Source organism: Mesorhizobium sp. M8A.F.Ca.ET.181.01.1.1, from assembly GCF_004792025.1.
Taxonomy (GTDB): Bacteria; Pseudomonadota; Alphaproteobacteria; order Rhizobiales; family Rhizobiaceae; genus Mesorhizobium.
This window is the reverse complement of sequence record NZ_SRTV01000003.1, coordinates 344,070-365,889: the sequence shown is the minus strand read 5'-3', so window position 1 is coordinate 365,889 and position 21,820 is coordinate 344,070. Positions and strand designations below refer to the sequence as shown.

Sequence of the window (21,820 nt, the reverse complement as noted above, 5' to 3'; positions counted from 1 at the left end):
TTCATGTGCATATGATTGTCGGCCTGACGACAACTGTCTCCGCCTGTGACGGAGCGAGCGCGGCCAATGCCGCCGCCAGTGCCAGAACTGACGCCAGTAGAATTTTTTTCATGAAGATCCCCAGGTTGGAACGGACCCACCTCAACCCGGAAACGGCTGGGCTGTTCCGGCTTCACGAGAAGTTCAGCCGATCCTGCAGGATCAAGGCGCCGCGCGTGTCGTGCCTAGCAAAAAGCCGCGCGGGTTGCCCGGCGCGGCTTCGGCAATATTGTGGCCTGTTCGCTACTTCGTCTGGAAGCGCGCGACCGACATGAACTTGACGGCATTGCCGGTAAAGCGGCTGGCGTCGGCCATCTGGTTGCTCGGCTGGAAGCCGGCCGTATAGACCTCGCTCGGCGGCGTATGCACGATGCTGTAGGCGTAGCCCGGCGCGGTCGTCGCGCTCGAAACGGTGGCGACGTTCTCGCCGCTGGTCAGCGCCCAGCGGGCGGCCTGCGGCGCCGCGGCCACAACCACGGCCCTGGGGCCAGGCTTCTGATCGCGGGCGGTGGCCCTGGCTTCCTTGCGGGTCGTCTTCACGCCGGCGCCGATCGCGGCGGCCGGGTCGGAACCGGCAGGTCGGGCGGCAACAGCCTGGCGCGGCGACGCCGCATCGACACCAGACGGATCGTTGAACGCCGAACGCGGTTCTTCGGACAACGAGGCCACCTGATATTCGTCGGCGGTGCCGACCTGGGCGTTGGCCTCGTCGAGCACGGCCTTGACGGCATCCGGCTTGGTCGGCTCGGGACGCGCTGTCGGCACCACGGAGAAGGCGTCCGTCGCGGTCTTGCCCTGGTCAGCCGTTTCGGCCAGCGCCATCAGCACATCCTTGCTGGGCGGCGGTGCGAGATCGGCCGGCAGCGAGCGCTCGGGGCGCCATGTCGGCAGTGGGATGTTGTTGAGGGCAACCTGCGCTGGATCGGCAGCCGCGGCTTCCGCGATCGCTGCCGGATCGGACTTGCCGAAAGGCATGTTCGCCGGTGCCTGCGCGGTCGCCACTGCCTGTTCGGTGGTGGCCGTGGCGTCCGCCATGGCGAAGGGAACATTCTCAGGTGGCTGTGCGCCCACATCGGCCTTCGGCCGCGGCGCGAAATCGGGCAGCGGGATTTCCTTGGCCGGCAGCGCCGCGATAATCGTCTCCGGCGTGTTCTTCTCCGGTTCCGGAGCCTGCTCGTCGGCAACCTGCGGAATCTCGGCGCGCTGGGCATTCTCGGGGGCGACGATGGCGATACCGGGCAGGTCGCTGCTCTTGGCGGTCGCGGCCGGCTTCAGATTTCCAGCCTTGGGCGCAGGCGCGGCCGAGGCGGTCTCCACGTCGGCACTGTCGTCGGCCTCGTCGGCGCCACCGCCGCCGAAGAAGGCCGCGAGGAATCCGCCGGATTTCTTGCCGCTGCCGCCAGCGCTGGCCATTTCGATATTCGGTGTGCCGGAACCCTTGCGCGACTTGTAGGAGGCGAGCGCCTGTTCATAGCCGGGCAGCGGCCGGCCGTCGCTCGGCACATGCAGCGTCTTGCCATTGGGGAACAGGCTGACCAGTTCCTGGCGGCTGATGCCGGGCCAGTGGCGCACATTGCCGACATCCATGTGGACGAATGGCGACCCGGAGGTCGGGTAATAGCCGACGCCGCCGCCCTGCATCTTGAGGCCGATGTTGCGCAGCTTCTTCAGCGGCACGCCGGGAATATAGAAATCCATCGCCTTGCCGAGCATATGCTGGCTCTTCTCGGCGACACCACGGCTGCGGCTGCGCAGCATCGAATTGGTCGACGGCGAACGGTAGCCGCAGACGACCTGGATATAGTCGGTGGCGCCGCTTTCGCGATACGCCTCCCAGACCAGATCCAGCAGACGCGGGTCCATCTTGGTCGGCTCGTTGCGGCGCCAATCGCGCAGGATGATGTTGATCTTCCTCAGGCCCTCGGGAACGTAGCGGCCATTGCGCTTGTAGACGATCTCGGCCTTCTCGTGCGTGTGGAGGTGGTAGAGCTTCAGCGAACGAACTTCGGCCTGGGCGCCCGTGGCGGCCGCGGCAACAAAACCAAATGCGACAATCACCGCCGCCAACCATCTCGGCCAGACGCTCAAATGATAGTGCCGCCCGTTTGTGAGTCGTTCGATTCTGTTCAAATCAAAAGGCCTTGCAGGCTGCCGTTTGTCCCCGGATTTGCCCAAACGGACGTGTCGTTTTCACATCCGAATATCGATCCTAATGGTTAATCATCGCTTATTGAAGCCAAAATGCGGTAACACCGTGGCGATATCCCGTCAAAAATTGTCCGCACGGTTTCTTGGTAAACCGCTGGTTTAGATCAGGATTCCGGCTTTGGCCGAACACGATCTGTTACCATTGGCCTCAATGCGTGAACAACACCCCATCGAGTGCCGCCTCCGACTCGCCATAGTCCGGGGAAGGCACTCTGTCAGCCCCTATAATGACGAGGGAAACTGGTCCCGGCCTTGCGGTTCAGGAAGCAAGCCTGTCGACGCGGCCGGTTTCCGGGTCGATGCCGTATTCCTTGAGCTTGCGGTAAAGCGTCGAGCGGCCGATGCCGAGCCGGCGGGCGACCTCGCTCATCTGGCCGTTGTAGTGATCGATGGCGAGCTTGATCATTTCGAGTTCGACATCGGCCAGCGCACGCACATTGCCGCGCTCGTCGAGCGCCCGCAGCGTGCCGAAGCGGGGCTGCGCCCCGGCCGGATGCACAGGTGCCGGAGCGGCCTCGTCGGGGACAACGTCTTCATCGCGCGGCGCCAGCGCGGGGGCAGCCCCGCTTGCTTCTAACGTGTCGTCCGCTTCGAGTTTGACGGTGCCTTCCACCTGCGCCCGGATCTGCGGAAAGTCATCCGCGCTCAACACATCGCCTTCGCACAGCACCGAGGCGCGGAAGACGGCGTTTTCGAGCTGCCGGATGTTGCCGGGCCAGTCATAGGCTTGCAGCACGCCAAGCGCCGCCGCCGAAATGCCCTTCAGCCGATGGCGCGGGTCGGCCGGCGCCACCTTTTCCATGAAATGCGTGACCAGATGGGGAATGTCGTCGCGGCGGTCGCGCAACGGCGGCACGAAAATCGGGTAGACGTTCAGCCGGTAGAACAGGTCCTCGCGGAACTTGCCGTCCTTGACCTGCTGCAGGAGGTTGCGGTGCGTCGCCGAAATCAGCCGGATGTCGACCTTGACGGTCGAGCGGCCGCCGACCGGATCGACCTCGCCCTCCTGGACGGCGCGCAGCAGCTTGACCTGCACGTCGAGCGGCAGGTCGCCGATCTCGTCGAGGAACAGCGTGCCCGTATGCGCCTCGACGAATTTGCCGGTGTGCTTGTCGGTGGCGCCGGTGAACGAGCCTTTCTCGTGTCCGAACAGGATGGATTCCACCAGATTGTCGGGAATGGCGCCGCAATTGACCGTAACGAAGGGTTTCGAGCGGCGGTCGCCGCTGCCCTGGATCGCACGCGCCACCAGCTCCTTGCCGACGCCGGATTCGCCCTCGATCAGGATCGGAATGTGGGAAGCCGCCGCTTTCTGGCCAAGGCGTATCACCCTGTCCATGGCCGGACTATGGGTGATCATGTCCCTGAAGGTCAGCAGCCCGCCGCGTTTGCGCGACGTGCGCTTGACCTCGCCCTCGATCGCTTCGACCTTGAGCGCATTGGAGATCGAGGCCTGCAGCCTGTCGGGCGAAGCCGGCTTGACGACGAAATCGAAAGCGCCGTGGCGCATCGCCGAAACCACGGTTTCGATGCCGCCCTGCGCTGTCTGCACGATGACCGGTACGCTGATGTCGCGCTCGCGCATCGCCTTCAGCACGCCGATGCCGTCGAGACCGGGCATGACAAGGTCGAGGATCACAACCGAGACATCGCGGGCGCCAGGCCCGTCGAGAACTTCGAGGCCGGCGGCACCGCCATCGGCGACGATCGCGGTATGGCCGAACCGCGTCACCGCCGCCTCGAGCAGCCGGCGCTGCACGGGATCGTCATCGACTATGAGTATGGAACCTGTCATGACTGTCTTGGTCTGCCCGCGCCCGAATTCCCCATGGATCATCTTGGCACAGGGTTCTAAATAAGGTTTCAAAAAACCCGGTGAACGAATTCCTTAGGATTTGACCGGCTTCTCCATTCCCGTTGAGTCTGGCTCCCTAATTCCGGCCACTTGATTCAAAGCGGCCAGTCGATTCAAACAAGGCCGGTTGATTCAAAGAAGGCCAGTTGATTCAAAGAAGGTATGTCGATGCGCATGATGTTTGATCGGCGGATTGCGGCGCCAGCGTCTGGTCAGGGCGCGGCCGGGCTTGGCGATCTGCCGGAATGGAATCTCGCCGACCTTTATGCCGGCATGGAGGCGCCGGAACTGAAGCGCGACATTGCCGAAGCGGCCGCCGACGCCATCGCATTCGAGGCCCGCTGGAAAGGCACGCTCGCCGCCGAGGCCGGGCGCGGCAGTGCCGGCCGACTGGGCGAGGCGCTGGTCGCCTACGAGACGCTCGAGGAACTGATCGGCCGCATCGTCTCCTATGCCGGCCTCGTCTATGCCGGCAACACCGCCGATCCGCAGCGCGCCAAGCTCTATGGCGACATCCAGGAGAAGATGACCGACGCCAGCGCGCATCTGCTGTTCTTCGCGCTCGAGCTGAACCTGATCGACGATGCGGCGATCGAAGGCGCGCTGGCCAGCGACCCCGCCTTTGCGCATTACCGCCCGTGGGTGCTCGATCTGCGCATGGACAAGCCCTATCAGCTCGAGGATCGCGTCGAGCAGCTTTTCCACGAAAAATCGATCACCGGACGCGGCGCCTGGAATCGCCTGTTCGACGAGACGATGACCGATCTTCGCTTCGATATCGACGGCGAGGAACTAACGCTGGAGCCGGCCCTCAACCGCCTGCAGGATGCCGACGGCGAGGTCCGTCGGCGCGCCTCGGAGGCGCTAGCCACCACCTTCCGCAAGAACCTGCGTACCTTCACGCTGATCACCAACACGCTTGCCAAGGACAAGGAAATTTCCGATCGCTGGCGGGGCTTCGAGGACATCGCCGATTCACGCCACCTCGCCAATCGCGTCGAACGCGGCGTGGTCGATGCGCTGGCCACCGCCGTGCGCGAGGCCTATCCGCGCCTGTCGCACCGCTACTACGCCATGAAGGCGCGCTGGCTCGGCATGGAGGTCATGAACCACTGGGACCGCAACGCGCCGCTGCCGGAGACGCCGCAGGCGGTGATCGGCTGGGACGAGGCCAGGAACACGGTGCTGTCGGCCTTGGCCGAGATCGCGCGCACCTTTTTCGACCGCAACTGGATCGACGCGCCGGTGCGCCCGGGCAAGTCACCCGGCGCCTTTGCCCACCCGACCGTGCCATCGGCTCACCCCTATGTGCTGCTCAACTACATGGGCAAGCCGCGCGACGTGATGACGCTGGCGCATGAACTCGGGCACGGCGTGCATCAGGTGCTGGCCGCCGGCCAAGGCGCGCTGATGGCCTCGACGCCGCTGACGCTGGCGGAGACGGCATCTGTCTTCGGCGAGATGCTGACCTTCCGTTCGCTGCTCGAGCGGACCACCGACCGGCGCGAGCGCAAGGCCATGCTCGCCCAGAAGGTCGAGGACATGATCAACACGGTGGTGCGCCAGATCGCCTTCTATGAATTCGAGCGCAAGGTGCATGCCGAGCGCCGCAACGGCGAACTGACATCCGACAGGCTCGGCCAGTTCTGGCTGGAGGTTCAGGCCGAAAGCCTGGGACCGGCGATCAAATTGCGCGAGGGCTACGAGGTATTCTGGACCTACATCCCTCATTTCATCCACTCGCCCTTCTACGTCTATGCCTATGCGTTCGGCGACTGCCTGGTGAACTCGCTCTATGCGGTCTACCAGAATGCCGAGCGCGGCTTTCAGGACAAGTATTTCGAGATGCTGCGTGCCGGCGGCACCAAGCATCATTCGCAGCTTCTGGCGCCATTCGGCCTCGACGCAACCGACCCCGCCTTCTGGCAGATCGGGCTCGGCGTGATCAGCGGCCTGATCGACGAACTGGAAACGCTGGACGATTGAGACGCCTCTGGCCGGCCAAGAACAGTTTAGCCGGAATGCATGTTTGGGCCTCGCTATTCTTGCCTTAAATATTTGTTCTTTAAGAACTCTCCACGGACGTTTTCCCATAGCTTTCCGCAAGCTCTATGGTAGCTTTCCTTTAAGCTCAGCCGGAGCGCATGCGGATCGGCGAGGGAAAGTCTCCGCCAGCCGTGCGCTCAGGCGAACGCGACAAGGCCGTTGGCCATGGGCAAGCAAAGCCGATCGCCGACAGCTCGAACCGAAGCCGGCTGTTCCGTGTATCAGCGGAACCATCATCGAGTAGTCCCTCGCCGAAGGTCATGACCCCGCGGCAGACGGATCTGACTGGAGAGAGACAATGGGCACTTTTTTCTACGTGGTCCTGGCGTTCCTGGTAGGCGTGTTGGTCGGCTGGTTCATCTGGGGGCGTCTGCGCGGAGAACTCGACAGCCTGCGCGGCGACCTCGATCGCACCCGCAGCGAGCGCGACAAGCTGCGCGCCGACAGCGACCGCCTGACCGGCGAACTCAATGCATGCGGCAACACCCGCTCCGACCTCGAGCGCCAGCTGCGCGAAGCACAGGCCTCGTCGGGCGCCGGCGGAGCAAAGGCGTCAAGTCAGCCACCGGCAGCCCTGATGTCGACGCCTGCCGTTGGTAAATCCGCTCCGGCGACAGCCAAGCCAGCCGCGGCGAAGGCCGCGCCGGCAAAAGCGGCGCCGAAGCCCGCCGCGGCCAAATCCGCAACCGCTTCGGCACCGGCGGCCAAGGCACCGGCGGCCAAAGCTCCGGCGGCCAAGGCTCCGGCGAAGACCTCGGCCGCGCCCAAGGCAGCGCCCGCCGCCAAAAAAACGGCACCGGCAGCTGCCAAGCCGGCGTCGGGCAAGCCCGACAATCTGCGCCGGCTGATCGGCATTGGCCCGGTCAACGAAAAGCTGCTCAAGGCGCAAGGCGTCACCACCTTCGCCCAGATCGCCGCCTGGACATCCGCCGACATCAAGCGGATCGAGGACGTGATGAACTTCGACGGCCGCATCGCGCGCGAACGCTGGATCGAGCAGGCCAAGCTGCTTGCCGCCGGCAACGAGGCCGAATTCGCCAAGCAGTTTCCGACGGCCGGAACCGCCAGCAACACCTGAGCGGTGGATCCAGGGATCATGTGAGCGGCGGCGCCAAGGGCGCCGCCGCTTTCTTTTTTGCCGGCAAGGTTCGATCCGGCAAAGGTCGGCTTTGAGGGACAGGGTGCCGTTCCCTCGATTGCGCGCGCACGCCCCCCCATATAGAGCGATCGTCGGCTACATCGATCCCGGTTCCCATGTCCCTGCCCGCCGCAATTTTCCGCAACGACGAAAGCGCGCGCCAGCTCGTTTTCGAGCGGCCGGCCGATATCATCGTCGCGCATCAGGCCAAGGACTTTACGGCGGCGTTGCAAGCGGCGCAGGCCGCGCACCACGCCGGCAAATGGCTGGCCGGCTATTTCTCCTATGAGGCCGGTTACCTGCTCGAGCCGAAACTCGTTCCCCTGCTGCCGGGCCGGCGCCGAGCCCCGCTGGTCTGCCTCGGGGTCTTCGATGCTCCTGATGAAGAAGCCGTGCCGCCGCCAAGCCCGCCCACCAATGGCCCGATCTTCGATGCAAGGGCGACGTGGTCGTTCGAGGATTACGAGAAGCGGTTCTCGCGGCTGCACCGGCACATCAGGCAAGGCGATTGCTACCAGGGCAACCTCACCTTTCCGGTGCACGCGCAATGGTCGGGCGATCCGCTCGCCGCCTTCGACGCGCTGACCGAACGCCAGCCTGTGAAATATGGCGCGCTGATCGCGCTCGGCGATCCCATCGTTCTGTCGCGCTCGCCCGAACTGTTCTTCGAGATCGATGCGGCGGGGAGGATCGAGACGCATCCGATGAAAGGTACCGCACCGCGCGGCGCAACCAGGGACGAGGACGAGCGGCAGAAGAATTTCCTGCGTAACGACGAGAAGAACCAGGCCGAAAACCGGATGATCGTCGACCTGCTGCGCAACGACATATCGCTGATCAGCGAGGTCGGCACGCTGGAGGTGCCGGAATTGTTCCGCATCGAGACCTACCCGACCGTCCACCAGATGGTGAGCGACGTCAGGGCCAAGCTGCTGCCCGGCCTCGGCATACGCCAGATCTTCGCGGCGCTGTTTCCCTGCGGCTCGATCACCGGCGCACCGAAGATCCGCGCCATGGAGATCCTGCACGATCTGGAGGGCACGCCCCGCGACGTCTATTGCGGCGCCATCGGCTGGATCGCACCTGGCGGCACGATGCGCTTTTCCGTGGCGATCCGTACCATCTCGCTCTTTGCCAGCGGCGAGGCCATCTACAATGTCGGCGGCGGCATCGTCTTCGATTCGGTCGCGGAAGAGGAGTACCAGGAGTGTCTGCTCAAAGCCCGCTTCGCGACGGGGACACCGCCGGTTTCGAGCTGATCGAGACCATGCGCTGGGAACCCGCCTCGGGTTTCCTGCGCCTCGATCGCCATCTTGCGCGCCTTTATGGCTCGGCGGTGGAGCTGGGCTTCAGCTATGATCCGCAAAAGGTCGGCGAGGCCCTGAGCGGCGCGGTCAACCGATCGCCCATCGCCATGCGCACGCGGCTCGCTCTGTCGCGCAATGGCGAGACCAACGCCTCTGCGCAACCCTATGAACCCCTTGCCGCCGACAAGGTGTGGACGCTGCGGCTGGCACGGACGAGGCTCGATTCGAGCAACATGCTGCTGCGCCACAAAACCAGCCGGCGGCAGCTCTACACCAATGCCCGCTCCGAATATCTCATCACCCAGGCCGATGAGGTGCTGCTCGCCAATGAGCGCGGCGAGATCTGCGAAGGCACGATCACCAATGTCTTCGCCGATTTCGGCGACGGCATCCTGGCGACGCCCCGACTCGATTGCGGCCTGCTGCCTGGCGTATTGCGAGCCGTGCTTCTGGATGAAGGCCGCGCCAGTGAAGCGATCTACAGCTTGGATGACCTGAAATCCGCCAAGGCGCTGTTCGTCGGCAATTCGCTGCGCGGACTGATCCCGGCAAGACTGATCTGAGGCATGACGTCCCTACCCGCCCACACGCCCTATGATGGCTCGTCGAAACTCTTCACCATCGGGCTGAAGCCGCTCGACCCCGCGAACTGGATCGAGGTCGACGGTCACCTGCTACCCTATCTCGCCGAGAAGCGCCGGCTCTATGCCGAGATCCCCGAGCGGGTTTTCGTCGAGGAGGACGGCACGCGCGCCGCCCAGCAGGAGGTGCTCGAATTGCTCGGCGCCTACCTGCCGGAAAGATTCCCCGATATCCACCGGCGCGGCGACGCGGGCGTTGCGGTCGTGGGCGTGACGAGCCATCCCGCCATCTCTTCCAGCCTCGCCGGCGCGCCCTTGGTCGCGGCCTCGCTGCTTGTCCAGGAAGACCTCATCCTCATGCGCCGCGACGACAGCGGCTGGCGTCTGGCCGCGGGTTCGCTGTGCTTCCCCTCGTCCTGGGCGCTCACCGAAAAATTCGGTAAGCCGCTGCAGCAGATCCACGAGCCGGTGCCGGGCTTCGGCCCGGGCACAAGGCCGGCCGACCTCATCAACCGGATGTTCGATGGCCTGCAGGGCCAGGCGGTCGAGCGTTACAATTGGTCGATCCAGTCAGGGGACGCGCTCTACCATCCGCTGTCCAATGTCGAGCGCATCGACCGCGCTACCAGCCGGCCGACACGTTTCCCCGACGGTGACGTCAAGGCGCACGCCTTCATTCGGGTGGAGCGCCAGACGCTGCGCAAACTGCCCGCCTCGCGCGATATCCTGTTCACCATCCGCATCCATCTCGACCCGCTCGCCGTGCTGGCGCGGCACCCGGACCGGGCGACGCTGGCGGCGTCCTTCGCCGCCCAACTCGAAGCGCTCGATATCGCCCAGCTCGACTACAAGGGCCTGACATCGGATCGCGATCGGCTGATCGCTGTCCTTAACCACATGGCCAAGGACGCGTAGTCGCGGGTTGGCGCTTTTCGCTGGTTTATGACAATGATCTGTGATGTAGCGCATGGCCGTTGGGCGAAAATGCCCGGCTTTTGCACGGGGTTGCTCGGCTTTTGCACGGAGTTGCCCGGCTTTGCACGCAGTTGAAGGAGTGCTCGATAAAATGGCGAATGAAAACTGGCCCGTTTACGGTGAGATTACCGGCCCCGTGGTGATGATCGGCTTTGGCTCGATCGGACGCGGAACGCTGCCGCTCATCGAACGCCATTTCAAGTTCGACAAGTCGCGCATGACGGTCCTCGACCCGCGCGATACCGATCGCAAGCTGCTCGACGAGCGCGGCATCGCCTTCGTCCAGGAAGCGGTAACCGAGAAGAACTACAGGAAGCTTTTGACGCCGCTTCTGACGAATGGCGCAGGCCAAGGCTTTTGCGTCAACCTGTCGGTCGACACCGGCTCGGTGGACCTGATGCGGCTCTGCCGCAAGCTCGGCGTGCTTTACATCGACACCGTCGTCGAGCCCTGGCTTGGCTTCTATTTCGACGCCAAGGCCGACAATGCCAGCCGCACCAACTATGCGCTGCGCGAAGCTCTGATCAAGGAAAAGCACGACAAGCCCGGCGGCGCGACGGCAATCTCCACCTGCGGCGCCAACCCCGGCATGGTGTCCTGGTTCGTCAAGCAGGCGCTGGTCAATTTGGCCACCGATCTCGGCATGGAATTCTCCGAGCCCGCGCAGGACGACCGGGAGGGCTGGGCGAAACTCATGAAGAAGGCCGGCGTCAAGGGCATCCACATCGCCGAGCGCGACACCCAGCGCACCAAGAAGCCCAAGCCGATGGATGTGTTCTGGAACACCTGGTCTGTCGAGGGCTTCATCTCCGAAGGATTGCAGCCGGCCGAGCTCGGCTGGGGCACGCACGAGACCTGGATGCCGAAGAACGGCAAGAAGCACAAGCACGGCTCCAAGGCCGCGATCTACCTGGAGCAACCGGGCGCCAACACGCGCGTGCGCTCCTGGTGCCCGACGCCGGGCCCGCAGTATGGCCTGCTGGTGACGCACAATGAGGCGATCTCGATCGCCGATTTCTTCACCGTGCGCTCCAAGAAGGGCAAGGTTCAATACCGCCCGACCTGCCACTACGCCTACCATCCCTGCAACGATGCGATGCTGTCGCTGGACGAGATGTTCGGTGCCGCCGGCAAGCCGCAGCCGGTGCACCATGTGCTGGACGAGAACGAACTGGTCGACGGTGTCGACGAACTCGGCGTCCTGCTCTACGGCCACGACAAGAATGCCTACTGGTACGGTTCGCAGCTGTCGCTCGCCGAGGCGCGCAAGCTGGCCCCCTATCAGAACGCCACCGGCATGCAGGTCACCTCGGCGGTTCTGGCCGGCATGGTCTGGGCGCTGGAAAATCCGGCCGCCGGCATCGTCGAGGCCGACGAGATGGACTACAAGCGCTGCCTCGACGTGCAGTCGCCCTATCTCGGACCGGTCAAGGGCTATTATACCGACTGGACGCCGCTCGACAGGCGCCCGGGCCTCTTCCCGGAGGACCTCGACCGCAGCGACCCGTGGCAATTCCGCAACATCCTCGTCCGATAGCATCGCGCGGACCCTATGCCATTGCCTTGCAATCGCCCGGAAATCGGGCGATTGAAGGGATGCGGCCTGGAGTGGCGAGTGCGTCCCGTTGGACGCATAAGCACACCCCAGCACTTTGGACGTTCGCGTCGCGCTTTCCAGAAATCGGCCCGATTTTTGGACCCGACGCGTTTGGAGAGGATTTTATATGACTATTGCGCGCAAAGTTCTTTCTATGGGCGTGGCGGGCGCCGTTGTCTCGATGCTCGCTGCCTGTACCACCAGCGGCCCCGGCGAGCCGCCGATGGCAACCACGCCGAAAGGCGTCGAGGGGTCCTGGATCGATGCCAAGGGCACCGGCCTGTCGACCTTCAACGGCGGCAAGTTCACGACCGTCGCTACCGACACCGGCCAGAAGCTGGCCGATGGCAGCTACACGATGACCGGCGCCACTTCGGTGCAGATCAACGGCACCTCGCTGATCCGCCAGACCGGCGTCAGCTTCAACTGCCTGCTGGTGTCGACCAGCCAGCTCAACTGCACCAGTTCGGGCGGCCAGAATTTCGTGCTGACGCGACGCACCTGAACCCCGCGAACATCCGCTTGCTCAAGGACGGCGGCCATTGGCCGCCGTTCTTTTTATGCCGGCAAAGCTCACCTGGATTTCTGCTTGCGTCGGCCAGAACGCGATGGGAACATGATCGAAACGCTGGCTGTTATATCCAGTCAAGCAAGGGCGTTAGACGCCTCGGATCAGCCTGCCGGGAGACGAAGATGAAGAAGCTTGCCGCCATTGCCGCCCTTTCCGCGTCGACGCTTGGCCTGTCGGCCGGCGTATCCTTTGCCGACTACACACTGAACATCCTGCACATCAATGACTGGCACAGCCGCATCGAAGGCAACAACAAATATGAATCGACCTGCTCGGCCGAGGAGGAGACCAAGGGTGAGTGCATCGGCGGCGCCGGTCGGCTGATCACCGCGATCGCCCAGGAACGCAAGAAGCTGGAAGGCCAGAACGTGCTGTTGCTCAGCGCCGGCGACAATTTCCAGGGTTCGCTGTTCTACACCACCTACAAGGGCAAGGTCGAAGGCGAGTTCCTCAACGACATGAAGTTCGACGCCATGGCGCTCGGCAACCATGAATTCGACGATGGCGAAACGGCGTTGGCGCCGTTCCTCGACATGATCAAGTTCCCCGTGCTCGGCGCCAACGTCAAGGCCAACGCCCAGTCCAAGCTCGGCGACCGCGTCAAGCCGTCGATCGTCGTCGAGGTCGGCGGCCAGAAGATCGGCATCATCGGCGCCGTCACCAACGACACGCCCGAACTCGCCTCCCCCGGCCCCAACATCACCATCGAGGACGACGTGAAGTCGATCACGGCGGAGGTCGACAAGCTCAAGGGCGAAGGCGTCAACAAGATCATCGCCGTGACCCATATCGGCTATAACAGGGAGCGCGACGTCATTGCCAAGATTCCCGGCATCGATGTCGTCGTCGGCGGCCACAGCCACACGCTTCTTTCCAACACCGACCCGAAGGCGGCTGGACCCTACCCGACGATGGTCGACAACCCCGGCGGCTACAAGGTGCCTGTGGTGCAGGCGGCGTCCTATTCGAAATATCTCGGCGAGTTCAAGGTCGTGTTTGACGACAATGGCGTCGTCAAATCGGCGAGCGGCGACCCGATCCATCTCGACAAGTCGATCACGCCCGATCCCGCGGTGCTCGCCCGCATCAAGGAGCTGGGCGCGCCGATCGAGGCCTTGAAGAACAAGGAAGTGGCCGAGACCACCGACGTGATCGACGGCAGCCGTGAGAACTGCCGCGCCAAGGAATGCGCGATGGGCAACCTCGTCTCCGACGCCATCCTCGACCGCGTCAAGGGACAGGGCGTCGAGATCGTCATCTCCAACGGTGGCGGCCTGCGCGCCTCGATCGACAAGGGCACCGTCACCATGGGTGAGGTGCTGACCGTGCTGCCGTTCCAGAACACGCTGGCGACCTTCCAGATTTCCGGCAAGGACCTGGTCGCCGGGCTCGAAGGCGGGCTCAGCCAGATCGAGGACGGCGCCGGCCGCTTCCCGCAGGTGGCGGGCCTCAAATATTCCTTCGACAGGTCGGTCGCGCCCAATGCCGGCCGCGTCAAGTCGGTGGAAGTGATGGAAAACGGCGCCTGGACGCCGATCAATCCCGACAAGGATTATCTGGTCGCCACCAACAACTATGTCCGCCAGGGCGGCGACGGCTACAAGGTCTTCGCCGAAAAGGCCAAGAACGCTTATGATTACGGCCCCGGTCTCGAACAGGTGGTTGCCGACTATCTCGGCGCCCACCGGCCCTATACGCCGAAGCTCGACGGCCGCATCACCGAGATCGCGGCGACGGTCGCGGCGGCGCCTGCCGCCGAGCCGGCAAAGCCTGCCGAACCAGCAAAGCCCGCGACGCCGGCACCGGCCGCGCCCGCCAAACCGGCTGAACCGGCAAAGCCCGCCGATGTCGCACCGGCGATGCCTGAACTGCCCGCCAACTCAGGCGATATCGCCAACACGCCGCCAGCCATATCGACGGAAAACGCGCCTCCCCCGCCGGCCCCGCCGACACCTGCCGAACCGGCAAAGCCTGCCGAGGCCGCCCCAGCCCCGGCGGCACCCGCGCCCGCCGAGCCGGCAAAGCCCGCTGAAGCCGCGCCGGCCACCGGCAGCCATGTCATCGTTACGGGCGACACCTACTGGGAGCTGGCGAAGAAGGCCTATGGCGACGCGACCAAATGGAAACTCATCTATGAGGCGAACAAGGGGCAGAAGCCTCACCGGCTTCCGATTGGCGACACGCTGACCATCCCGCCGAAATAGCCTTCGCTTCGAAGCCTGGAATACACCACCCGCCCGGGAAACCGGGCGGGTGTCGCTTTTTAAGGCTAAGGTGCGGCCAGACGCAGCATTGAAAGCCTGCGCAAGATGGTTAGGTTCGCGCCATCCGGAGAACCCTTATGACGCTTTCTTCCTCGATAGATGCCGACGCCGCAAAGGCGGTTGGCCCGCTGCCGCCAGGCCATCCACCGGTCAGGACGGGCAAGGTTGGCGTCATGCTGGTCAATCTCGGTACGCCCGACGGCACCGATTTCAAGCCGATGTGGCGTTATCTCAGGGAATTCCTGTCCGATCCGCGCGTCATCGAGCTCAACAAGGCGATCTGGTATCCAATCCTCTACGGCCTGGTGCTGACGTCGCGGCCGAAAAAGTCCGGCGCCAACTACGCCAGGATCTGGAACCGGGAGAAAAACGAGTCGCCGCTGCGCACCTATACCCGCGCGCAAGGCGAAAAACTGGCCGCGGCGCTGCGCGACCTGCCCAACGTCACCGTCGACTGGGCGATGCGCTACGGCAATCCGTCGACGGCAAGCGTGGCTGAGCGGCTGGTCGCGCAAGGTTGCGACCGCATCCTGTCGCTTCCGCTCTACCCGCAATATTCGGCCACCACCACCGCAACCGCCAACGACCAGCTGTTTCGCGCGCTGATGAAGATGCGCCGCGCGCCGGCGATCCGTAGCGTGCCGCCCTACTATGACGAGCCGGTCTACATCGAGGCGCTGGCAGCTTCTATAGAGCAACATCTGGCAACGCTGGATTTCGAGCCGGAGGTGGTCATCACCTCCTATCACGGCATCCCGAAACCCTATTTCGAGAAGGGCGATCCCTATCATTGCCACTGCCTCAAGACGACGCGGCTGCTGCGCGAACGGCTGGGCTGGGGCGAGAACAAGCTGATCACCACCTTCCAGTCGCGCTTCGGCGCGCAGGAATGGCTGCAGCCCTACACCGACAAGACGGTGGAGAAACTGGCCAAGGACGGCGTCAAGTCGATCGCCATCGTCAATCCCGGCTTTTCCGTCGACTGCATCGAGACGCTGGACGAGATCGGCCGCGAAGCTGCCGAGACCTTCCATCATGCGGGTGGCGAAAAATTCGCCCATATTCCTTGCCTCAACGACAGTCCGGAAGGCATGGCGGTGATCGAAGCGATGGTACGGCGCGAGCTGTCCGGCTGGGCCTGAAGCCGGAACCACCGCCACTCCGGGGCGTTGAGGCGCACCTTCCGGAGACGTGGATGCCGCGCAAACTCGACCTCAGAACCGGCCAGCCCGTCTGGTCGGCCTATCGCGCGCCCACGGTGCCGACCGACAGTCTGACCCGGGACGTCAAGACCGATGTGCTGATCATCGGCATGGGGATCAGCGGCGCCATGATGGCCGAGGCGCTGACAGCAGACGGTCACTCCGTGGCGTGCATCGACCGCCGCGGACCGCTGAAAGGCTCGACGGCGGCAACCACGGCGCTGGTGCAGTTCGAAATCGACCAGCCGCTTTCAATTCTGTCGAGAATGATTGGCAAGGCCGAGGCACGGCAGGCCTGGCGACGCTCGCGGCTGGCCGTTTCCAATCTCGCCGCCCGCGTCACCGAACTCGGCATCACCTGCGGCATGAGCCGAACCCAATCGCTCTATCTGGCCGGCACCGCGCTCGGCCCCTCGGAACTGCGTGAGGAGGCCGAAGCGCGCCGGCAAGCTGGCATCGCCGCGACCTACTTGACCCCTCGGCCGCTCGCCGAGGCGTTCGGCATCGACCGCGATGGCGCCATCCTCAGCCATGGCAACATCGCGCTCGACCCGCGCAAGCTGACAGCAGGACTGCTGCTCGAGGCGCTCGGGCGCAAGGCTCGTCTCTACATGCCCGTCGAAGCGACGGCGATCAAGGACAGTGCCGACGAGGTGGTCGTGGCAACCAGGGACGGCCCCACCATTACGGCGCGGCATGTCGTCCTGGCCACCGGTTACGAACTGGTCGACATCGTGCCGGCGGCGGCCCACCAGATCATCTCGACCTGGGCGATCGCGACGCGCCCACAGCCACGAAAGCTCTGGCCGGGTGCGACGTTCATCTGGGAGGCGTCGGATCCCTACCTCTATGTCAGGGCGACCACCGACGGCCGGGTCGTATGCGGCGGTGAGGACGAGGATTTCGTCGACGAGACACAGCGAGACGAACTCATCCCCGACAAGAGCGAACGGATTGCCGAAAAGCTTGGCAGGCTGTTGCCGCATCTCGACACCAGGCCCGAATTTGCCTGGACCGGCTCCTTCGGCACGACGACCACTGGCCTCCCTTGCATCGGCGCCATTCCCAGGCATCCGCGCATCCATGCCGTGATGGGTTATGGCGGCAACGGCATCACCTTCTCGCGCATCGCTGCCGAGATCGTTCCGGCCTCGATCCGCGGGCTTGAAGACACGGATGCAAGCCTGTTTGCCTTCAACCGCTGAGTGTATACTCGCAAACAATCCCTCATCACCTAATTGTAACGTTGCTGAAACACACTTAAGTCTTTGGTGAAGTCGGCTGCGTGGGAATGGCTCGCGCGGCCTGCCTCTGAGGGAGAACCAAATGGATTTCAGTGGTTTCGATATTGCGGTCGTTGTTCTGGTCGCGCTTGTCGTGCTGGTGCTGTTCAAGGGCATCAAAACAATTCCGCAGGGATACAACTATACCGTCGAACGCTTTGGTCGTTACACCAAGACACTGAGCCCCGGCCTCAACCTCATCACACCATTCGTTGACCGCATCGGCGCCAAGATGAACATGATGGAACAGGTGCTCGACGTTCCGAGCCAGGAGATCATCACCCGCGACAACGCCATCGTCGGCGTCGACGGCATCGCTTTCTACCAGATCCTCAACGCGGCACAGGCCGCCTATCAGGTTGCCGGCCTGCAGAACGCCATCCTCAACCTGACGATGACCAACATCCGTACTGTAATGGGCTCGATGGACCTCGATGAGCTGTTGTCCAACCGCGACGCCATCAACGAGCGCCTGCTGCGCGTCGTCGACGAAGCGGCGCATCCGTGGGGCATCAAGATCACCCGCGTCGAGATCAAGGACATCAACCCGCCGGCGAACCTGATCGAATCGATGGGCCGCCAGATGACCGCCGAGCGCAACAAGCGCGCGCAAATCCTGGCCGCCGAAGGCCTCAAACAGTCGCAGATCCTCGAAGCCGAGGGCCGCAAGGAAGCCGCCTTCCGCGACGCCGAGGCGCGCGAACGCTCCGCCGAAGCCGAAGCCCGCGCCACCCAGGTGGTGTCGGAAGCGATTTCCAAGGGCGACGTGCAAGCGCTGAACTACTTCGTCGCCCAGAAATACACCGAGGCCTTGACCAGGATCGGTTCGGCCACCAACAGCAAGGTCGTGCTGATGCCCCTGGAAGCCTCCTCGCTGATCGGCACGCTCGGCGGTATCGGCGAGATCGCCAAGGAAGTCTTCCGCAGCGAAGGCACGACCGGTGCGCAAAGGCAGGCAGCGCGTCCGCCTGTCGTCAGGCCCTCCGAAAACTGAGATAGGCCACGCTCATGATCGACCGCATCGTTTCTGAACTCGGCCCGTGGAACTGGATGGTTCTGGGCTTCGTGCTGCTGGTTGTAGAGGTCATCGCGCCGGGTTTCTTCATGCTTTGGATCGGCATCGCCGCCCTGATCGTCGGCGCGGTGTCGCTGCTGATCTGGGATGCCGCCATCTGGACATGGCAGGTCCAGGTGCTGCTGTTCCTCGTGCTGTCGCTGGTTTCAGCCTTTGTCGGCAAGAAACTCATGGGCGGACGCGACCAGCCGACCGACCAGCCCCTGCTCAACCGCCGTGGTGCGCAGATGATCGGCAGGATGGCGACACTTGCCGAACCGATCCGCGACGGCCGTGGCCGCATCAAGCTCGGCGACACGCTGTGGCGCGTTTCCGGCCCGGACCTGCCCGCCGGCACCCAAGTCCGCGTCACCGCCGCCGCCGACACCGATCTGGAATTGACGGTGGAGCAGGTCTGAATTTCAGCTCGCCATTACCTGAATGCCGCCGACGCGCAGGTGTGCTGAGATTCAGGTCAGGGCGAGTCGAAAATGGCTGATGCCGAGAACCGGAGCGGAGCGTACTTTTCGTACGCGAGCTCAGTTCTACTGCGACGCAGTAGAACGGGGAAGCCCAGGAATCAGCCATTTGCAGGCCGACCTCACCTGAATATCAGCGCACCTCAGGCTGCGCCGATGCGCAGCAGGTCGTGAAAATGCACCACGCCCAGCGGCATGTTGTTCCTGGTCACCACCAGTGCGCCGATATTGTGCTCGTTGAGCAGCGCGATGGCCGTACCTGCTAGCGTCTGCGGGTCGACCGTCTTGGGTGTGCGGGTCATCACCTCGTCGACGATGACATCGGCCAGGTTACGGTGCAGGTTGCGCGCCACATCGCCGTCGGTGATGATCCCGGCCAATTCGCCATTCGCGTCGACGATCAGGACGCAGCCGACCTTCTTCTGCGACAACGTCATCACCGCTTCCGGCATCTTGGTGCCGACGACGGCCAGCGGCATCTGGTCGCCGACCCGCATGATCTCGGAGACCATGGTCAGGTTGGCGCCAAGCTGGCCGCCGGGATGGAAGGTGCGAAAATGGTCCGGCGTGAAGCCGCGCGCCTCGAGCAGCGCGATCGCCAGCGCGTCGCCGACGACCAGCTGCAGCAGCGTCGATGTTGTCGGCGCCAGGCCATGCGGGCAGGCCTCGGGGGTGCGTGGCAACAAAAGCACGACGTCGGCCGCGCGCGCCAGCGCCGACGTCTCGCCAGAGGTGACGGCGATGAGCGGAATGGAAAACCGCCGGGAATAGGCGACGATACCCATCATCTCCTTGCTCTCGCCCGACCACGAGATTGCGATGATGGCATCGTCCTTGGCGATCATGCCGAGATCACCATGATTGGCCTCGGCGGGATGGACGAAGAAGGCAGGCGTGCCGGTGGAGGCCAGCGTCGCCGCGATCTTCGAACCGATATGGCCGCTTTTGCCGACACCGGTGACGATGAGCCGGCCCTCGATCTTCGAGATCATGTCGACGGCATGGGCAAAGGGTGCCGCCAGTCCGTTCTCGAGCGCCTCGGCAAGGGCCGCGATCCCGGCCTGCTCGGTTGCCACCGTTCTCAGCGCCGATTCGATCGACGCTTGCCTGTCCAGGGGCTTCTTATCGAGAGGTCTCGCATGCATGGCTGATGCGATTAGCGCTTTGCCGCCCGCCTGTCCAACAGAAATGGCCTTCCGCATGACGGCCGAATGTGCGCGGTAATTTGGGACAACGACAAGGATCAAAACGGAAGGCACGACGCGGACCCGCATTGTCGCCCGCGGAAATCGCGTTTGAACCGGGGACGCGCGCGGCCTCAACCCTCCGTTAACCATCCCCATTTACGGTTCGGTAAGTATGGCGCGCATGCGCCGCGCGAGCAGTGGTGGCGATGTCCGGGGTCCAGCCAGAAAAATCGAGAGGACGACGGGGCAACGCGGTCTGCGCCTTGCTGCTGGCGACCAGCGTCCTTGCCTTGCTGCGTCCTGCGCCACTCCAGGCCCAGGAAACGGAACTGCGTGGAGAAGTGTCGGAATCGGCGATCCTGTCCGACCAGCAGCGCAAGGCAAGAAACCTTGTTCTTGCCCAGCAAGCGGCGGCCAATGCTGCCGCGCAGGACGATACGTCGGCGCGCACCTATCTGCCGGCCAGCGCCGGTGCCGTGCCTGACGATACCGACGCCGCGAACTCGACCACGAGCGTCTTCGACCCGCCCCAGGCCAGCGACGATATCTCCGCCGACACACCGACGCCGCCCAAGCCGCGCCGCACTTCGGCCGCCAGGCAGAACGCGGCCGACAAGGCAAAGGACAAGGCTGCCGACAAGTCCAAGAAGAAAAAGGGCACCACGGCGGCTACGGATCCAACCACCACCGCCACGGCGACCACCACGGCGAGGACCGACGATACTGACAACACCGCGACGGACCAGGAAGCGGCCAACCGCCGTGCACTCACCATCGACAGTGTGGATAGGCAGAAACTCGACGCCGGCGCCGAGCGCACCGCTGCGATCGAAGGCCAGAACAAGAAGCCCGAGGACGATCCGTTCGCCGCCACCGGTGTCAAATGGGGCTCCTTCGTCATCCGGCCGACCATCGAACAGGGGCTGACGGCGACGACGAACGGCGATTCGAGCAGTGCCGGCACGTCGGCGCTGCTGTCCGAGACGGCGCTGCGCTTTACCGCCGCTTCCGACTGGCGCGAAAACTCCGCGACCATCGACGGCTATGGCAATTTCCGCGAAACCGTGTCGGGCTACCCGGTTCACGATGCGCAGGGCCGCATCGAAGGCCAACTCAATGTCGACCTCGACAAGGAATTGCGCGCCATCGCCAAGCTCGGCTACGAAGCCGTGCCGGAATCGGCGTCTTCGCCCGATGCCATTGCCGGCGTCAGCACCCAGCCGCTGCGGCAGACGATCGATGGCAGCATCGGCGTCGAGAAGGCCGTCGGCAAGATGCAGTACACGTTGACCGGGGCGGTCTCACACGACTTCTACGGTGACGCCAAGCTCGCCGACGGCACCTCGCTGTCGCAGAAGGATCAAGACAACACGCTCTACACGGCAACCTTGCGCACCGGCTACGAGATTTCCCCGGCGCTCACGCCCTTCACCGAAATCGAGGTCGGCCGCCGGGCCTATGACCAGCGCATCGACGATGAAGGCTTCGAGCGCTCCTCGACGCGCCTCGGCGCCCGCGCGGGCCTGCAAGTCGACATGGGCGAGAAGCTGTCGGGTGAATTCTCGGCCGGCTGGCTCAGGGAAGCGATCGACGACAAAAGCCTTGAAGCGATTTCGGGTGCCACCGTCGATGCCGATCTAAAATGGTCGCCCGAACGCGGCAGCACGATCGGCCTGACTGGCAAGACCACTGTCGAGACCACGACCACATCAGGCGAAAGCGGCGATATCCTCTACTCCGGACGCCTGACGGGCGAACGCGTGATCCGATCCAATCTCACCGCGAATGCGGCACTGGGCCTGGACTGGCGCGACTATGTCGGCATCGACGGCCATGACAGGATCTTGAGCGCCGAGGCCGGCCTGACCTGGTGGCTGAACCGCTATGCCGGCCTCACCACCCGCGTAAGAACCGAAAAGCTGACCAGCAACCTGCCCGGCCGCGACTACACCGCCAACAGCATCTACCTCGGCATGAAAGTGCAGCGCTGAACGCGTATGCACTTCGTCATCCTGGGGCGTAGCAAGGAGCGAA

At 64.0% G+C, this 21,820-nt stretch carries 16 protein-coding genes; 13 read left to right on the top strand and 3 right to left on the bottom strand.

What is annotated here, in order from left to right; translation table 11 throughout:
• Window positions 1–282 precede the first annotated feature (282 nt).
• Together EN824_RS14425 and EN824_RS14420 are read right to left on the bottom strand one after the other, a co-directional pair.
• On the bottom strand, window positions 283–2,097 hold the full coding sequence (locus EN824_RS14425) for a DUF882 domain-containing protein (protein ID WP_245464298.1): 1,815 nt from the start codon (window positions 2,095–2,097) through the stop codon (window positions 283–285).
• A gap of 409 nt (window positions 2,098–2,506) precedes the next feature.
• A complete protein-coding gene (locus EN824_RS14420) occupies window positions 2,507–4,042 on the bottom strand; it encodes a sigma-54 dependent transcriptional regulator (protein ID WP_127276956.1) in 1,536 nt (511 codons plus the stop codon).
• A gap of 228 nt (window positions 4,043–4,270) precedes the next feature.
• Between EN824_RS14420 and EN824_RS14415 the strand changes: the two genes are divergently transcribed.
• From EN824_RS14415 to EN824_RS14360, 12 genes are all read left to right on the top strand, one after another.
• Window positions 4,271–6,088, top strand: coding sequence for a M3 family oligoendopeptidase (locus EN824_RS14415; RefSeq protein WP_189522177.1), 1,818 nt, complete (start codon window positions 4,271–4,273; stop codon window positions 6,086–6,088).
• Between the two features lie 358 nt (window positions 6,089–6,446).
• On the top strand, window positions 6,447–7,226 hold the full coding sequence (locus tag EN824_RS14410) for a proton-conducting membrane transporter (RefSeq protein WP_135932411.1): 780 nt from the start codon (window positions 6,447–6,449) through the stop codon (window positions 7,224–7,226).
• A gap of 176 nt (window positions 7,227–7,402) precedes the next feature.
• Window positions 7,403–8,545: an aminodeoxychorismate synthase component I gene (locus EN824_RS14405; protein ID WP_135932410.1), complete on the top strand. Its 1,143-nt coding sequence runs from the start codon at window positions 7,403–7,405 to the stop codon at window positions 8,543–8,545.
• Window positions 8,494–9,156 carry an aminotransferase class IV family protein gene (locus tag EN824_RS14400; protein ID WP_135929300.1) on the top strand — a complete coding sequence of 221 codons (663 nt, stop codon included), beginning with the start codon at window positions 8,494–8,496 and terminating at the stop codon, window positions 9,154–9,156. Before EN824_RS14405 ends, EN824_RS14400 begins: the two co-directional genes overlap by 52 nt.
• A 3-nt stretch (window positions 9,157–9,159) precedes the next feature.
• Window positions 9,160–10,089: a DUF3445 domain-containing protein gene (locus EN824_RS14395; RefSeq protein ID WP_135915035.1), complete on the top strand. Its 930-nt coding sequence runs from the start codon at window positions 9,160–9,162 to the stop codon at window positions 10,087–10,089.
• Window positions 10,090–10,240: 151 nt separating this feature from the next.
• Window positions 10,241–11,686 carry a homospermidine synthase gene (locus EN824_RS14390; RefSeq protein ID WP_127276966.1) on the top strand — a complete coding sequence of 482 codons (1,446 nt, stop codon included), beginning with the start codon at window positions 10,241–10,243 and terminating at the stop codon, window positions 11,684–11,686.
• A 187-nt stretch (window positions 11,687–11,873) separates the two neighbouring features.
• Window positions 11,874–12,251 (top strand): hypothetical protein, encoded by a 378-nt coding sequence (locus EN824_RS14385; RefSeq protein ID WP_127276968.1) that lies wholly within the window; start codon window positions 11,874–11,876, stop codon window positions 12,249–12,251.
• Window positions 12,252–12,439: 188 nt separating this feature from the next.
• Window positions 12,440–14,521, top strand: a complete 2,082-nt coding sequence (locus tag EN824_RS14380) for a bifunctional UDP-sugar hydrolase/5'-nucleotidase (RefSeq protein ID WP_135932409.1) — start codon at window positions 12,440–12,442, stop codon at window positions 14,519–14,521.
• Between the two features lie 137 nt (window positions 14,522–14,658).
• Window positions 14,659–15,723, top strand: coding sequence for a ferrochelatase (gene hemH, locus EN824_RS14375; protein WP_135915033.1), 1,065 nt, complete (start codon window positions 14,659–14,661; stop codon window positions 15,721–15,723).
• Between the two features lie 53 nt (window positions 15,724–15,776).
• Window positions 15,777–16,988 carry an FAD-dependent oxidoreductase gene (locus EN824_RS14370; protein WP_135915032.1) on the top strand — a complete coding sequence of 404 codons (1,212 nt, stop codon included), beginning with the start codon at window positions 15,777–15,779 and terminating at the stop codon, window positions 16,986–16,988.
• A gap of 121 nt (window positions 16,989–17,109) precedes the next feature.
• Window positions 17,110–18,060: an SPFH domain-containing protein gene (locus tag EN824_RS14365; RefSeq protein WP_127278883.1), complete on the top strand. Its 951-nt coding sequence runs from the start codon at window positions 17,110–17,112 to the stop codon at window positions 18,058–18,060.
• Window positions 18,061–18,074: 14 nt separating this feature from the next.
• Window positions 18,075–18,539: an NfeD family protein gene (locus tag EN824_RS14360; protein WP_127278884.1), complete on the top strand. Its 465-nt coding sequence runs from the start codon at window positions 18,075–18,077 to the stop codon at window positions 18,537–18,539.
• 203 nt (window positions 18,540–18,742) lie between these two features.
• Here the strand turns inward: EN824_RS14360 and EN824_RS14355 are convergent, their stop codons facing one another.
• Window positions 18,743–19,744 carry a KpsF/GutQ family sugar-phosphate isomerase gene (locus EN824_RS14355; protein ID WP_127278885.1) on the bottom strand — a complete coding sequence of 334 codons (1,002 nt, stop codon included), beginning with the start codon at window positions 19,742–19,744 and terminating at the stop codon, window positions 18,743–18,745.
• Window positions 19,745–19,992: 248 nt separating this feature from the next.
• Between EN824_RS14355 and EN824_RS14350 the strand changes: the two genes are divergently transcribed.
• A complete protein-coding gene (locus EN824_RS14350) occupies window positions 19,993–21,777 on the top strand; it encodes an outer membrane beta-barrel protein (RefSeq protein ID WP_189522176.1) in 1,785 nt (594 codons plus the stop codon).
• Window positions 21,778–21,820: the final 43 nt, after the last annotated feature.